The 13,505-nt window shown below is 57.1% G+C and carries 15 protein-coding genes and 1 pseudogene; 4 read left to right on the top strand and 12 right to left on the bottom strand.

The window, feature by feature from the left end; translation table 11 throughout:
- Positions 1-75: 75 nt before the first annotated feature.
- The 12 genes and pseudogenes from rplT to msrB form a co-directional block, all read right to left on the bottom strand.
- Entirely contained in the window at positions 76-459 is a 384-nt protein-coding gene (gene rplT, locus AACP62_RS04510) for a 50S ribosomal protein L20 (RefSeq protein ID WP_339346692.1), read from the bottom strand.
- 48 nt (positions 460-507) lie between these two features.
- A complete protein-coding gene (gene rpmI / locus AACP62_RS04515) occupies positions 508-702 on the bottom strand; it encodes a 50S ribosomal protein L35 (protein ID WP_015021617.1) in 195 nt (64 codons plus the stop codon).
- Entirely contained in the window at positions 683-1,354 is a 672-nt protein-coding gene (gene infC, locus AACP62_RS04520; RefSeq protein ID WP_029676114.1) for a translation initiation factor IF-3, read from the bottom strand. Before infC ends, rpmI begins: the two co-directional genes overlap by 20 nt.
- 230 nt (positions 1,355-1,584) lie before the next feature.
- Positions 1,585-2,361, bottom strand: coding sequence for a triose-phosphate isomerase family protein (locus AACP62_RS04525; protein ID WP_339346694.1), 777 nt, complete (start codon positions 2,359-2,361; stop codon positions 1,585-1,587).
- A gap of 50 nt (positions 2,362-2,411) precedes the next feature.
- Positions 2,412-2,852, bottom strand: coding sequence for an RpiB/LacA/LacB family sugar-phosphate isomerase (locus tag AACP62_RS04530; RefSeq protein ID WP_339346696.1), 441 nt, complete (start codon positions 2,850-2,852; stop codon positions 2,412-2,414).
- A 51-nt stretch (positions 2,853-2,903) separates the two neighbouring features.
- Positions 2,904-4,247, bottom strand: a complete 1,344-nt coding sequence (locus tag AACP62_RS04535) for a GntT/GntP/DsdX family permease (RefSeq protein ID WP_339346698.1) — start codon at positions 4,245-4,247, stop codon at positions 2,904-2,906.
- 136 nt (positions 4,248-4,383) lie between these two features.
- Entirely contained in the window at positions 4,384-5,379 is a 996-nt protein-coding gene (locus tag AACP62_RS04540; RefSeq protein ID WP_339346700.1) for a 4-hydroxythreonine-4-phosphate dehydrogenase PdxA, read from the bottom strand.
- A 74-nt stretch (positions 5,380-5,453) separates the two neighbouring features.
- Positions 5,454-6,383, bottom strand: a complete 930-nt coding sequence (locus AACP62_RS04545) for a sugar phosphate isomerase/epimerase family protein (protein WP_339346702.1) — start codon at positions 6,381-6,383, stop codon at positions 5,454-5,456.
- A complete protein-coding gene (locus tag AACP62_RS04550) occupies positions 6,380-8,146 on the bottom strand; it encodes a dihydroxyacetone kinase family protein (protein WP_339346705.1) in 1,767 nt (588 codons plus the stop codon). The genes AACP62_RS04545 and AACP62_RS04550 overlap by 4 nt, the downstream gene beginning before the upstream one ends.
- Positions 8,147-8,527: 381 nt before the next feature.
- Positions 8,528-9,454 (bottom strand): sugar-binding transcriptional regulator, encoded by a 927-nt coding sequence (locus AACP62_RS04555; protein WP_339346707.1) that lies wholly within the window; start codon positions 9,452-9,454, stop codon positions 8,528-8,530.
- Positions 9,455-9,710: 256 nt separating this feature from the next.
- Positions 9,711-9,839, bottom strand: a pseudogene (locus AACP62_RS04560) (asparagine synthase-related protein); the annotation flags it as partial.
- Between the two features lie 101 nt (positions 9,840-9,940).
- The gene (gene msrB, locus AACP62_RS04565) at positions 9,941-10,921 is read right to left on the bottom strand and encodes a peptide-methionine (R)-S-oxide reductase MsrB (RefSeq protein WP_425332922.1); all 981 of its coding nucleotides are present in this window, start codon (positions 10,919-10,921) and stop codon (positions 9,941-9,943) included.
- Between the two features lie 169 nt (positions 10,922-11,090).
- On the opposite strand from msrB, the gene AACP62_RS04570 reads away from it, so the two are divergent.
- Genes AACP62_RS04570 through AACP62_RS04585 form a run of 4 tightly spaced genes read left to right on the top strand, consistent with a single transcriptional unit; the run spans position 11,091 to position 13,457 of the window.
- The gene (locus tag AACP62_RS04570) at positions 11,091-11,828 is read left to right on the top strand and encodes an AzlC family ABC transporter permease (protein ID WP_198205938.1); all 738 of its coding nucleotides are present in this window, start codon (positions 11,091-11,093) and stop codon (positions 11,826-11,828) included.
- Complete coding sequence (locus tag AACP62_RS04575) at positions 11,825-12,181, top strand: branched-chain amino acid transporter permease (protein WP_339346712.1); 357 nt, start codon at positions 11,825-11,827, stop codon at positions 12,179-12,181. The genes AACP62_RS04570 and AACP62_RS04575 overlap by 4 nt, the downstream gene beginning before the upstream one ends.
- 14 nt (positions 12,182-12,195) lie before the next feature.
- Positions 12,196-12,990, top strand: coding sequence for a thiamine diphosphokinase (locus tag AACP62_RS04580; protein ID WP_198179099.1), 795 nt, complete (start codon positions 12,196-12,198; stop codon positions 12,988-12,990).
- A 41-nt stretch (positions 12,991-13,031) separates the two neighbouring features.
- Complete coding sequence (locus tag AACP62_RS04585; RefSeq protein WP_045935224.1) at positions 13,032-13,457, top strand: arsenate reductase family protein; 426 nt, start codon at positions 13,032-13,034, stop codon at positions 13,455-13,457.
- The last annotated feature ends 48 nt before the right edge of the window (positions 13,458-13,505 follow it).

Consider the following 13,505-nt stretch of genomic DNA (forward strand, 5'->3'; position numbering starts at 1 on the left):
GCCGAGGAATGGTCAAATATGCAAAGAACCCCGCGAAAGGCGGGGTTCCTGCAATACGGTGTTCAGATCAGTGGATCAGGCAGCGACCGGGGCGGTCACATCGGCAGGCAGGGCCTTCTTGGCCTCGGCCACGATGGCGTTGAAGGTGTCGATGTCGTTGACGACCAGATCGGCCAGGGCACGACGGTCCAGCTCGATCCCGGCCAGGCGCAGACCTTGGATGAAGCGGTTGTAGGTGATTCCCTGGGCGCGGCATCCGGCGTTGATGCGCTGGATCCACAGCTTGCGGAAGTCACCCTTGCGGGCCTTGCGGTCCCGGAAGTTGTATGTATATGAATGGAGCAGCTGCTCCTTGGCCTTGCGGTAGAGACGGGAGCGCTGGCCACGGTAGCCTGACGCCCGCTCCAGGACGACCCGACGCTTCTTATGCGCGTTGACTGCCCGCTTGACTCGTGCCATAGATATTCCTCAGCTTTCTAAAATCTCACTCGACGCGACAGCACCCGCTCAGCGGGCCAGCATCCTCTTCATGTTCTTGGACTGGGTCGGAGCGAGCACCTCGTCAGTGGACAGGTGACGACGCTTCTTGGCCGACTTGTGCTCCAGATTGTGGCGCATACCGGTCCCGGCGTGCATGAGCTTGCCCGAACCCGTGGTCCGGACGCGCTTGGATGCGGCGGAGTTACTTTTCATCTTCGGCATTGCTGCCCTCCTTGGATTTCATCTGCTTGGGAGAAGTATTGTTGTCGGCCTTGGCAGCCAGATGGGCCGCCTGGCGGGCCTTGCGCTCGGCACGGGCCTGGCCACCCCGCCGACGCTGCTCGGACTGGGTGTGGACCTTCTTGCCCTTGGGCGACAGGGTCATGATGATGTTGCGCCCCTCCTGCTTGGGGGCGAACTCGATGGAGCCCAGATCCGCGACGTCGTCAGCCAGCTTGCGCAGGAGCTCCACGCCACCGATGGGCCGGGACTGCTCGCGCCCACGCAGCATGATGGTGACCTTGACCTTGTCTCCGGCGGACAGGAAGCGGCGCACGTGCCCCTCCTTGACCTCGAAGTCGTGGTCGTCGATCTTCAATCTGAAGCGAATCTCCTTGATCTCCGACATGCTCTGGTTGCGGCGCGCCTCACGAGCCTTGATCTTCTCGTTGTATTTGAACTTGCCGTAATCAATGAGCTTGGCGACCGGAGGCTTGGCCTTGGGTGCAACCTCGACCAGGTCAAGGTTGGCCTCCTTGGCCAGGTTGAGGGCGACGGAGGTCGCAATGATTCCCACCTGCTCGCCGTTGGGCCCGATCAGGCGTACCTGAGACACTCGTATATCGTCGTTAATCCTTGGTTCGTCGCTAATGATGACTCCTTCTCAAATACCACAACATCCACTGCCTGCAGCCGATCCACATGAGTCCAGGCGAAAAGACCATCGCTGTAAACGACACGCTTCCGCGTTCATGGGCGCTTCTGTAAAATACAACAGAACATCGCCACTTCTCGAACCCGAAGTCATAAGAGACTTCCAGGTGGGTCACCCGCTTTCTTGATTGCTCAAGCCGTTGGTTATGCTAGCACAACACCAATAAGCGGTCAACTCTGACCGTTTTTCTCCTCCAAGTCCTGGATTATCAAGCGACAGGCCTCTTTCACGACTTCCAGGAAAGCAGCGGGATCATGGGCGAAACGACCTAGGAACACCCCATCGACAGTTGGCCAAAGCTCAGTCAACAATCCCGGAGCAGCGGCCCCTCCATATATCAGCGACAGATTGTGGTATTTGGAGCCAAGTCTGTTTTTGATAATCGAACATACCTCTCGAACGTACTCAACCGGAGCGGGTCGGGAAGCTCCGACGGCCCAGACAGGCTCATATGCAATCCAGGCTGGGAGGTCATGCTTCTCACCCAATCCCATTTCGATTTGTTCTAAGCAGTAATCAGCGGCTGCATCAGGACCTTGGTTGCTGAGCTCACCGACACACAGCAGGGGTGTCAACCCATTGCGCCAGCATGCACGAACCTTTCGCCCGATGAGTTCATCATCTTCCCCATACAAGCGACGGCGTTCCTCATGACCCACTTCGGCCACGGTCACACCCAGGTCAAAAGCATCCAGGGGGGAGACTTCTCCAGTAAACGGGCCACGGTCTTGATCGCACACATCCTGAATGCCAAGATGAACATCCGTGGGCAGCAGGGCCTGCCCAGCCTGTTCCACCGTAAGGAAATCCGGCAAAACCGCCATGGTCACCTTGTCCAGTGGTAGGGCTGCGGCATTGAGAAGATCGGCTAATCGTCGACAATATGCCAGTGTCTGTTTTCTTGTAAAATACATTTTCAGGCTTATAGCTACAATCGGCTTGTTCATCTTCCCCACTCTGCGCTATTAAAATTGACTGTCTGCTGCCCACGGATTCATCATTGCTGATGAAGCTCAAATTCGCGGATGCGCGCCACCTTTGGGCCACTTCTGGAATCAGGATCGAACTCACTGTCCAGATAGGCCCTTAACAGACATTTGGCTGTTTCAGGTCCTAGAACCTGAGCACCCATGGCGATGATGTTCGCATCATTGCTGCGGCGTGCACGCTCGGCTTGATATATGTCCGACACACAGGCGCAATAGGCTCCCGGTACCTTATTGGCAGAGATCGAAACGCCCAGACCCGTCCCGCAAAGCAGGACGCCCCGATCCGCTTCACCCCGAACCACAGACTGCGCAAGGGCAATGGCCACGTTGGCATAGATCGGATCATCAGTGGGAAAATCGATCACCTCGTGACCTAGCCGTCTTGCCTCCTCCATGAGCACATTCTTCAACCCTGCAGCATTAGGATCGGCTCCAAATGCCAGTCTCATTATCTTTCACCTTTCCTTGAATCTCGAATATCGGCTTAGTGGGCTAGCGGCCTATACCACAACGCCTAGGACGACATCCACCAGCAGCAAAGCAATCAGACCTACCACCGATTGGACAGTCACCAGGAAGCTCCATGTCTTCAGCGTCTGAGGAACTGTCATGTCCAGGTACTCCTGGAAGAGCCAGAAGGCACCATCATTTACATGAGAGAAGATCATCGCTCCTACGGCGATGGCTAGTACAGCCAGCGCCTTATGCAAATCATCTGCTTGTGCGACCATGGGAGCCACAATGCCCGCCGCAGCAGCCACAGCGACTGTGCCAGACCCAAGAGCCACTCGGAAGAGAGCAGCGATAAGCCAGGCCAATAGAACGGTGGGAATCGCCCACTTGGCTGTGGTAGTCGCTATTTGATCGCTCAGACCAGTGCTCTGCAGCATTTCCTTAAGGCCACCACCTGCACCGATGATCAGCAGAACGTTGACCACACCTTTGAGACTTGTCTTGCTCTGACTCAATGTCTTCTTTGCATTCATGCCCGAACCAAGCCCCAGGAAGATCAGCGCGTACAAGGCCGACAGCAGCAAGGCGACCACAGTATTCCCAAAGAATTGCGTAATCACATAACCGACTGAACCTTTGGAGAAGACCGCCTTGCCAATGGTGCCGATGATCAGCAGAATTGGGGCCAGTAAAACCGAAGGCAGTGATTTGAGCATGCTGGGAGCCTGCGCCAGGGCGTCGTCCTTGGTGGCGTACTCAGAACCATCGCTTACCTGATAACGAAGGTAATACCGTTGCATGAGCTTGGGGAATAGCCAAACACCGGCCGCGAACACAGGAATGCAGATCACGATGCCGATCATGGAAACCAACCCGAGATCCACCCCGATTGCACCTGCACCGATGACGGTAGCTGGGCCGGGAGGAAGCAGACCATGGGCGGTCATCATACCGGCTGCCATAGGAATGGCTACGTAAAGCGCACTGGTATGAGTCCTCTTAGCCACAGAGAACACAATAGGAATAAGGAGCACGAAAGTAACCTCGAACAAATTGGGCAATTCGACAATCAAAGCCACCAGGCCTACGGCAAGAGGGATCAAAGCCTTCTTGCTCTTGCCCACGATCACGTTGGCTATCCGTTCGGCTCCGCCGCTACTGACTAGCATCCCGCCGATGATCGCTCCCAAACCTATCACGATACCCGTGGTGGACAGCTGGGAACCGAACCCCGTAGTAAAGGATTTGACGGTCTTCTCCGTGCCCAGGCCATTGACCAAACCAAGGCCCAAAGATGAGATGATGAGCGCCACAAAGGGATGCAGTTTGCAGTACACAATCAGAACTATTAAAACAATGATGGCGGCAATGCCGCTAAGAACTGGAAGCATGACACTCTTTCCTTGAATGTATGTTCAAAAGACGGCCCCGAAATCATGAGGATGCCGGGGCACGTCGAACAGTTAGACAAATGGATGACATTCTTTGTCGATCCTTTTCGCCTGACCGTCGGTAAGATCTTGACGATCAGCGATTGACCCTGCTTGATCCGATGGCGCAGGCAATGTTGAAGGCATTCTGGCTTGAAGTGATGTTGGCCTTGTTCTGTCCAACCAGATCGAATGCCGTTCCATGAGCAGGCGTATCTATGAAGACGGGAAGACCGCCTTGGACGGTGACTCCACCGTCAAAGCCCATCAGCTTTATAGCGATCTGGCCCTGATCGTGGTACATCGTAACGACACCGTCATACCGGTCCTTGGCACCAATGAATATGGTGTCAGCCGAATAGGTCCCCTCCACGTTAATACCGGCCTGCCGAGCCTGCTCGATACCAGGTCGAATGATATCAATCTCCTCACGGCCAAAAATGCCGTTCTCGCCATTGTGAGGGTTCAAAGCGCAAACCCCAAGGCGGGGTTCCGCTATGCCCGAGTCATGCAACAAGTTGTGCAGCAGAGTGATTGCGCTGACCACACCATCCTTGGTGATACGGCCCGGCACGTCCTTGAGTCCCATGTGACTGGTCACCCTTGAAGTCCACAATCCTGGAATGATATTGATTTCACTCGTAAACCCATTGAATCCCAGTTTCTTGGCGAACCAACGTAGTTCATCGAGTTCATTCATACCGCCAAGGTGCAGGCTGGTCTTGTTCAGTGGCATGAAGACCATGGCTTCAATTTTGCCATCGCGCGCCAGATCAAGTCCGCGACTGAGCTGATGCAGTGCGCGCTCGCCGGCTTCCTTAGAAGTTTGCTTGATGGGGATAGCGGTTTCAGGCAGCGAATGATCGTCAAGAACAGCTACAGCATCATCATTAGGTTGATCAGCAATGGGGACTTCGAGACCGGCTTTCTCGGCCGCGGACTCCACCTCAACCCTGTCAGCCAGAACATAGATGTCGGCGGACTTGCGGTTTTTGGGATCAGCGAGCAGTCTGACGCCAAGTTCAGGGCCAATGCCGGCCGGATCGCCGAACGTCAAGGCAATACGCGGTTTTGTTGATGTATTTGCACTCATATGTACTCCTTTGTTGGATATGGTGTTGGTTTATTTCCCCGAATCATTGACCGATTTGTTCATCGTTTCGATGGTCACGGCCGAGAAAGCAGTTTCTGCAGGTATTCAGCGTTGTGAGCACAGACAGACAGAACATCGCCTCCGTAGTGCTCACAGATGAACATGCCCTGGTATCCACAGCTTTGGGCATAATGGACGGCCCAACGGTAATCGATGATGCCGTCACGCAAGGTTGTGGGTATAGCAACATGCCAGGAACCGTCAGGGGCTTCGTCGCGCTGATAGTTCTTCAGATGCCAGTAAACCGCATAAGGAAGCGTTTTCCGATAGATTTCGCGCCAATCATCAATCCGCCGGTGTAGGCGGACCAGGTTGCCCACGTCAGGATTGAGACCCACGTTGGGCAGGCCTACTTCGGATACGAAACGAACGGCGGAGTCAGCGCTGCCCAGATAGGTGTCCTCGTACATCTCCAAAGCCATGACCATTCCTGCGTCATTGGCATGACGGCCCAACTCTCTGATTCTGCGCACTGCGGTCTGCCAGCGCTCAGGGTCGTCAGGCGGGTCTACCGGACCTTGTCCCAGCCAGAACCAAAAGGCCTTGCGCTGCGAGGAGTTCAGGGGCTGATGCAGTCCGGTTGAAAAGACTTTCATGCCCATCTCCGCTGCAGCGTCAATGCTGGCGTGCGCATACGCCAGATTTCTCTGCCCGATTCCCGGCTGAATGACACTGGCCCGCTGCACATGCAAGGAAGGCAATTCAACCCCGCAGCTCCGTGCAGTCTCAACCAATTCAAGCCTCCTTGCAGGAGTCATATCCGCCGGCCTGATCCAGGCATCCGACAGCTCGACGTAATGGAAACCAGCACCTGCTATCGCTGTGAAAACCTTGGCCCAATCGCTAGGGTCGGCCTCGGTCATGGATCTGCCGTCCGCTCCTTGCAGAGGCGCTCCATTCAGGCAAGTGGCAATCACTGGCTTTTTGTTCACGGCCACGTTCATGAGAGCACCACCTTGTCGGCTTTACACTGTTCTTCGCTGGCCAAATCGTTAAGAACGGGACTTACGGCTTGGACAATCATGGCAAATGAGACCGCTCCTGGGTCTGGAGTACCCAGATCCTTGCTGCCATGGGCTTTCGCACGACCCTTCTTGGGAAGCATATCGGCTGTCTCCTCAGCCCCATGGCGAGCAGCCTCTGCGGCGTGACTCCAAGTATTTGCCAGCGAACCCCCGCAGCTCGTAAAAGCCTGCACAAAAGGATGCACGGCATCAACCATGGTCTTGTCTCCCGGTTTCGCCCCGCCAAACTCCATGAGTTGTTTGTCGGCATCTCGCCAGCCCTCTGCGATCTCCTCCGTGCCAGGTCTCGATGAATCGGAGAGATGACCTGCCAGGGACGTAAGCAATTCGCCCCAGAGCGCTCCTGACGTGCCGCCTGCCTTATCGGCCCAGGCTTCAGCAGCTTTCTGCAATGCAGTTCGGCAACCGGACCCAGCTGCAATTGCTTCATCTGCAGCTTCTGACGCTGCTTGAGCACCGCGCTGCATGCCGAGTCCATGATCCCCGTCACCCGCCACCGCATCTATTTGTCCCAGATAATTCACATTGTCGTTGACGCATTGCATCACAGTCTGCATGATTCTGGCTATGCTTTGAGCAGCAAGTTTTGACTCCGGAGTGGCCCACTGTTCTTTTTGAATCGGACCATCCTCATGCACAGACACTTGAGCATTTATATCCGTCTGATTTGCATCCATACGATTACCCAAATGCAAAGCCGGTGTCTCTGCGGAAGCAGACCAGAGAGGTTCCAAATCCTCATCCAGCCAGCACAAGGACAGCGACAACCCGCTCATATCAAAACTGGTGCAAAACTCCCCCACCAGAGGTTGGATCAATCGTAGACCCAGCTGTGACAGACGTCGCTGGACAGCATCGTATACTGCAAAGAGCTCATCAGACTTTAGAGCACCCAAGCCGTTAAGAATGGGAGCCACATGTGCCTCATGCATTTGACGGTCCTCGGGTCTTTCTTCCATGAGGCGTCTGACCAGCAGATCCGCCAAACCATCGATAGTAGGCCTATCTGTTTGACCGATTCCAGGCTCTCCATGAATTCCGAGCCCTAGCGACATACGGCCTTCAGGGACACTGGACAGTGGTTTGTCCGACCCGGGCAGCGTGCATCCGGAAAATGCCACACCCAAGCTTCGTGTACATGCATTGGCACGTACAGCCAAGGCTTCCACGGAATCCAGATCCATTCCTGCCGCACAAGCAGCCCCGGCGATTTTGAAAACCGCCATATCCCCCGCTATGCCTCGGCGTTCCTGGATTCGATCTGGAGGGGCGGAATAAAGATCATCGGTAACCGGCAGAACTCGTACATCATGGCCCTCGGCACGAAGCGTGCGTGCAGCCTGGTTGAAATTCAGTCGATCTCCCTCATAGTTGCCGAAGATGAGGATTATGCCTCGCCCTTGATCGGCTCGACGGCAAACGTCAACAACCTGCCTGGCGGATGGAGAGGCGAATATATTACCCTGCACGGCCGCATGAGCCATGCCCGGCCCTACGAGTCCCGCGAATGCCGGATAGTGTCCCATGCCTCCGCCGATTACCAGCGCAACCTGATTATTCCTGGAGCGCGTAGAACGAATCACACCGCCCGGGCATGCCTTGACATACCCAGGATTGGCCTGGACGAATCCCCTGATCGACTGAGTTGCGAATTCACCGACATCATCAATCCGACACGCCATCGTGTGCAGTCCTCTCTGTCCCCGAGCTCTTCACCCGGAAAGATGGTGAGCCCAGGAGCATGACACTGGGCTCTTTTGTTTTTCAGATCCGCTTCAGGACATCGCCATCCCTTGCGGTACTTTTAGTGATAGCAAAAATACCCATCAAAAGCGAATGCTTTATGCATTAATGGTGATAATCAGCATGAAATACCGAATATTTGTGGGAATATTTTCATCTATGAGGTATTTAATGGAATAGGGATGAAGGAAACAAGATACTATATGACCAGCCATGCATTTGGGTGTAGTCCGCATGGAACAGGTTGATCAACCATAAAATCCGCCACGATCCAGACCATGCCACAATGCATGCCTGTTTTGCGTGTGGAGCAATATCGCTTACTGCCGTACCAGATGTGCTGCCGTCGTTTGGTCAACGACCAGGTGAGTAACCAAGCCGGCATTAAGAGCCGTGGTCAAGGCTTGAACCTTGTTTTCATCGGCTACGATAAACAGACGAGTCGGCACCCTGAGCAATTCCTCTCGACTCAGTCCGGTCGACCTCTTATTGATAGCCAAATCACGCATGCTGCCGTCGCTGCGGTAGAAGGTGGAGGTCACATCCCCCACTACATGCTCACGGTTGAGTTCTTCGCGATCATGTCGGGACAGCACTCCAGAACTAAACAGAGGACTTGGCGTAGCCCCGTACGGAGTACCAACAGAGGTTATGATCAGATCCAAGGAACGGCGCAATTCCAGCATCTGACGAATGCTGGTCTCCTTCCACATCATCTCACGAGTTTCACTGGAATCGAAGATGGCAGGGGCAGGGAACAAATGAACTTGAGCGTCAAATGCGGTGCCAAAGCGAGTGAGAATCTGAGTGAAATAATTTTCCCCGAAGGAAAGCGTATTCCCAAAACCATGAAGCTGCAGAATCTCTACACCCGATAGATGCTTCGGTATCAGCTGAAGGGAAAGAGATTCTGTAGTACGACCCCATGCCACACCGATGACCATATCGGAATTGACCATCTTCCAAATCTGCGATTGAGCGGCATCCCCTACGGCAACCCTTCGCCTGGTAGCATCCAATATCTCGCCAGTACCCACAACAACTGCGTGGATATGGAACTTCTCCTCAAGGTGATGCCTCAGCTCGAGCGCCGAGTCCTCCTGACGATTGATGGTGAACTCGATGATGTGGCGACGTTTCGCCTCAGACAGCAGACGTGAGACAGTTGACGTGGACACATCAAGCTCTCTTGCCACGGCAGCAACTTTCATGCCGTGCACCCAATAGAGTTCAGCAGCATCCGCCATCCTGCTTCTGGCAACATCAGGGCGTAAAGCCATGGAGGGTACCCCCTTATCCAGCTCTTTGAAGCTGTTTCAAGGGTACCGCTTTATTTTCCGAGACCTTGAAGCTCTGGCTTGGTTCCGTTGTGGATAAAGTGGACATCATATCAGGTCAGGAAGGAGTAGACGGTCCAGATCTTGCGGCAGGCATTGTTGCGCTTGGCGTGGTCGCCTTCCAGGGACTCGCTGGTGCTATGGCGCTTGAGCATGGAGACAGCTAGCCAGCCTGGTCTGACTCGTTGTAGGTCCCCTTGCCAAAGCCGATCGAATAGGCATGCCTGAGGCGTGCCAGGGCTGTGACATAGCTTGAGGCCACCCCTGACGAGAGAAAGGAGCCTGCCTCCACATCTCAAAAGGACAGCAGGAACGGGAAATTGACAGGCCTTATGTACGGAGTACGCCGGAACCACATAGAGTAGAGGCTCCGGCGTGCCATCGATAGCGGAAGTGTCAGCGTGTTGCCGCGTCCACCAGGGGCAGGTAGTCGCCGTAGCCCTCCTCCTCCATCCGATCCCGCGGTACGAACCGCAGGGCTGCGGAGTTCATGCAGTAGCGCTGCCCGCCACGGTCAGCTGGTCCGTCGTCGAAGACGTGTCCCAGATGGATGCCGGTCTGTGCCGTCCGCACCTCGATCCGGGGCCGACCCAGCAGCTTGTAGTCCTTGCGGTTGACCAGCAGTCGGGGATCGATGGGCTTGGTGAATGCGGGCCAGCCGCAGCCCGAGTCGTACTTGTCCGCCGAGGAGAAGAGCGGCTGCCCGCTGACCACGTCCACATAGATGCCCGGGCGGAACTCGCCGTCGTAGGCGTTGGTGAAGGGCCGTTCGGTGGCCGAATGCTGGGTGACCTCGTAGCTTTCGGGGTCCAGGGACCAGATGCGTTCGATGTAGCGCTGGCGGGAGGCGGCGTTGGCGATGGCCTCCAGCGGGATGTGGCAGTAACCGCCGGGGTTCTTGAACAGGTAGTCCTGGTGGGACTCCTCCGCCGGATAGAAGTTGATCAGGGCCTCCACCTGCACAGCGGGATGACGGCCTGTCCTGCGCTCCAGCTCCTCCAGGGCGCGCCGGAAGACGGGCTCCTCCTGCTCGCGATGCTCGGGGTCCCAGTAGAGACCGCTCCGATACTGCCGGCCCCGGTCGTTACCTTGCCGATCCACCGAGAAGGGGTCGATCACATCCAGCAGAAGCAGGGTCAGGGTCCGCAGACTGACCGTCCGGGGATCATAGGTCAGCCGCACGCTCTCCACGGCATCGGTGACACCGCTGCAGACCTGTTCATAGCTGGGGTTGGGCACTGTGGACTGGGCGTATCCCACCTGGGTATCGATGATCCCGTCCACCTCCTGGAAGAACCGCTCGATGCCCCAGAAGCATCCTCCAGCCAGAACGACCGTGGCCGGGTTGTTGGTCGAAATCTTGTTCTTATCCATGATTCCTCCTCACATGCCGGTGCCTATCGATAGGTTCAACAGGAGCCGGAGAGCGCCTATTCCGCCTCCCTCGCCTCTTGACAGCCTTCTCACATTGTCGACCGGCTTGCCCATGCGGCGCAAGGGGCGATTATCATATGACCATCTCCAAAACGAGGCCAGGAGGCGGGTCATGCAGCGAGCGCAGGAAGAGGTGGACGAAGATGCGGGGGCATCCGGGACCATCCTGGGCTCCCTGGCTGCGGCCTTCCCGAGGACCCTGCCCATCATGGCCGGATTCCTTGTGCTGGGGATCTCCTACGGCTTTCTGATGACCAGCCGCGGATTCCCGGTGATCTATCCGCTGGCCATGAGTGCCCTGATCTATGCCGGGTCCATGGAGTTCGTGACCGTGGACCTGCTCATGTCCACCTTCAATCCATGGGGCGCGCTGATGCTGACCCTGATGGTCAATGCGCGGCACCTCTTCTACGGCCTGGCTATGCTGCCGGTCTTCCGAGGGACGGGCCGGAAGAAGCCCTACCTGATCTTCGGCATGTGCGATGAGACCTTCGCCCTGGAGTCCGCCGACCCCCACCCGGCCGGGACCGACAAGGGCTGGTATCTCTTCTTCGTCACCCTGCTCAACCAGATCTACTGGGTGGGCGGCGCCACCCTGGGCGCTGTGCTGGGCAACCTGGCGAACTTCGACACCAAGGGGTTGGATTTCGTGCTGACCGCCATGTTCCTGGTCCTCTTTCTGGAGCAGTGGCGGCAGGCCGAAGCCCGCGTGCCGGCCCTTATCGGTCTGCTGGCCTCCCTGGCCTGCCTGCTGGTCTTCGGACCCGACCGGTTCATCATCCCGTCCATGGTGGTCATCCTGGCCATCTTCATCCTCTTGGACTTCCACAACCAGAGGGAGGCCTCATGACCACTGCACAGCAACTGATCACCATAGGCATTGTGGTCCTGGGAACCATGGCCACCAGATTCCTGCCCTTCATAATCTGGCCGGAGGGGCGTCGGCCGCCGGCACTGGTGACCCGGCTGGGACGTCTGCTGCCCGCCGCCGTCATGGGACTGCTGGTGGTCTATTCCTTGAGGCACACCAACCTGATGGGGGGCGACCATGGGCTCTACGAGGCCCTGGCCCTGCTGATCACGGCCCTGGTTCACCTGCGTTGGCGGAACATGATGGTCAGCATCGCCTGCGGGACCCTGACCTACATGGCCCTGGTGCAGGGTTGGCTGGCCTTCCTGGTCGGTCTGGTTGGTCTGGGATGATGGGGGCGCGTCCGATGGGCGAGCGCAGAAAGAAGAATCCCATGCAGGATGACGGTCAGTCGGACCATACGAGCCAGGCGAGTCAGGCACCGCTCTGCCGGATCTGGGGCGCCGGACAATACTTTGGCGAAGAGGTGGCACGCGGAGGACAGGCCCTGGTCATCGCGGCGGACGGAGGACTGGAGCCGGCCCTGGAGCATGGTGACGAGCCCGACCTGGTCGTGGGCGACTTCGATTCCCTGCCCGCTGGTAGCCGAAGGCTACGAACAGACATCCCCCGCCGGGTCCTGCCTGCCGAGAAGGACGATACGGACCTGCTGGCTGCAGTCAAAGTGGGCTGGCAGCGGGGCTGCCGACGATTCCTTATATATGGTGGCCTGGGCGGGCGCATGGACCACACGCTGGCCAACCTGAACCTGATCCATCTGATCGCCGCCAGCGGGGGCCGGGCCGAACTCTGGGGACAGGGAATGCTGGTCACGGCCCTTGGCCCTGGAAGCCTGGACTTCCCCGCCTGGGACTGCCCGCCCAGGTCCATGGTCTCGGTCCTGGCGGCTGGCGACCAGGCTCTGGGCGTGGTCGAACAGGGCCTCAAATACCAGACGGACGGCATGACCATGACCAGCCAGCAGGTGACCGGTGTCAGCAACGAGTTCCTGCCCGGCAGGCCTGCACACATAGCCTTGGAGCAGGGAACCGTGTTCGTCACCTACCCCACCTCGGCGCCCCAGCCGGTCTGGAGCACCAGCCTGGAGCCCAAGGCCGACCTGGGCTCCCTGGAGACCCATCCCTCCCGGCGGCTGGCATGAGCCTCCTCTTGACTTGAAACTCCACTTGGAAAGGAAAAACCATGACAGCATCATCTACCACCCAGTCCGCGACCCCGACAGTCCGGCACCCGCTCTTCATCTGCTATAGCCGCTGCTCCACCTGCGCCAAGGCCCGCACCTGGCTGCGTGACCACAATGTGGACTTCATCGAGAGAGACATCAAAGAGGACCGACCCACCCAGGAGGAACTGACCGAATGGCTGGACATGAGCGGCCTGCCCGTGCGGCGATTCTTCAACACCTCGGGTCAGGCCTATCGCAGCCAGGGGTTGAGCAAACGCCTGCCGCAGATGGACACGGAGCAGGCTCTGCAGCTGCTGTCCACCGACGGCATGCTGGTCAAGCGCCCCATCCTGCTGGATGGTCGGCGTGTCCTGGTCGGATTCCGTCAGCAGCAGTGGGAGGATTGGCTGGCTGATACGAACGAAAATACTCACAATTCCTGATCGTTTTGTTGCGCAAACAAACAACAAAACCTACCAATTTTTTTGTTC

Origin of the sequence: Bifidobacterium apis (genome assembly GCF_036986835.1) — a bacterium.
Classification (GTDB): domain Bacteria; phylum Actinomycetota; class Actinomycetes; order Actinomycetales; family Bifidobacteriaceae; genus Bombiscardovia; species Bombiscardovia apis_A.

Coding starts and splice junctions, on each gene's coding strand:
- rplT (WP_339346692.1), bottom strand. CDS start 459: ATGGCACGAGTCAAGCGGGCAGTCAACGCGCATAAGAAGCGTCGGGTC.
- rpmI (WP_015021617.1), bottom strand. CDS start 702: ATGCCGAAGATGAAAAGTAACTCCGCCGCATCCAAGCGCGTCCGGACC.
- AACP62_RS04525 (WP_339346694.1), bottom strand. CDS start 2,361: ATGAACAAGCCGATTGTAGCTATAAGCCTGAAAATGTATTTTACAAGA.
- AACP62_RS04530 (WP_339346696.1), bottom strand. CDS start 2,852: ATGAGACTGGCATTTGGAGCCGATCCTAATGCTGCAGGGTTGAAGAAT.
- AACP62_RS04535 (WP_339346698.1), bottom strand. CDS start 4,247: ATGCTTCCAGTTCTTAGCGGCATTGCCGCCATCATTGTTTTAATAGTT.
- AACP62_RS04540 (WP_339346700.1), bottom strand. CDS start 5,379: ATGAGTGCAAATACATCAACAAAACCGCGTATTGCCTTGACGTTCGGC.
- AACP62_RS04545 (WP_339346702.1), bottom strand. CDS start 6,383: ATGAACGTGGCCGTGAACAAAAAGCCAGTGATTGCCACTTGCCTGAAT.
- AACP62_RS04550 (WP_339346705.1), bottom strand. CDS start 8,146: ATGGCGTGTCGGATTGATGATGTCGGTGAATTCGCAACTCAGTCGATC.
- AACP62_RS04555 (WP_339346707.1), bottom strand. CDS start 9,454: ATGGCGGATGCTGCTGAACTCTATTGGGTGCACGGCATGAAAGTTGCT.
- AACP62_RS04570 (WP_198205938.1), top strand. CDS start 11,091: ATGCAGCGAGCGCAGGAAGAGGTGGACGAAGATGCGGGGGCATCCGGG.
- AACP62_RS04575 (WP_339346712.1), top strand. CDS start 11,825: ATGACCACTGCACAGCAACTGATCACCATAGGCATTGTGGTCCTGGGA.
- AACP62_RS04580 (WP_198179099.1), top strand. CDS start 12,196: ATGGGCGAGCGCAGAAAGAAGAATCCCATGCAGGATGACGGTCAGTCG.
- AACP62_RS04585 (WP_045935224.1), top strand. CDS start 13,032: ATGACAGCATCATCTACCACCCAGTCCGCGACCCCGACAGTCCGGCAC.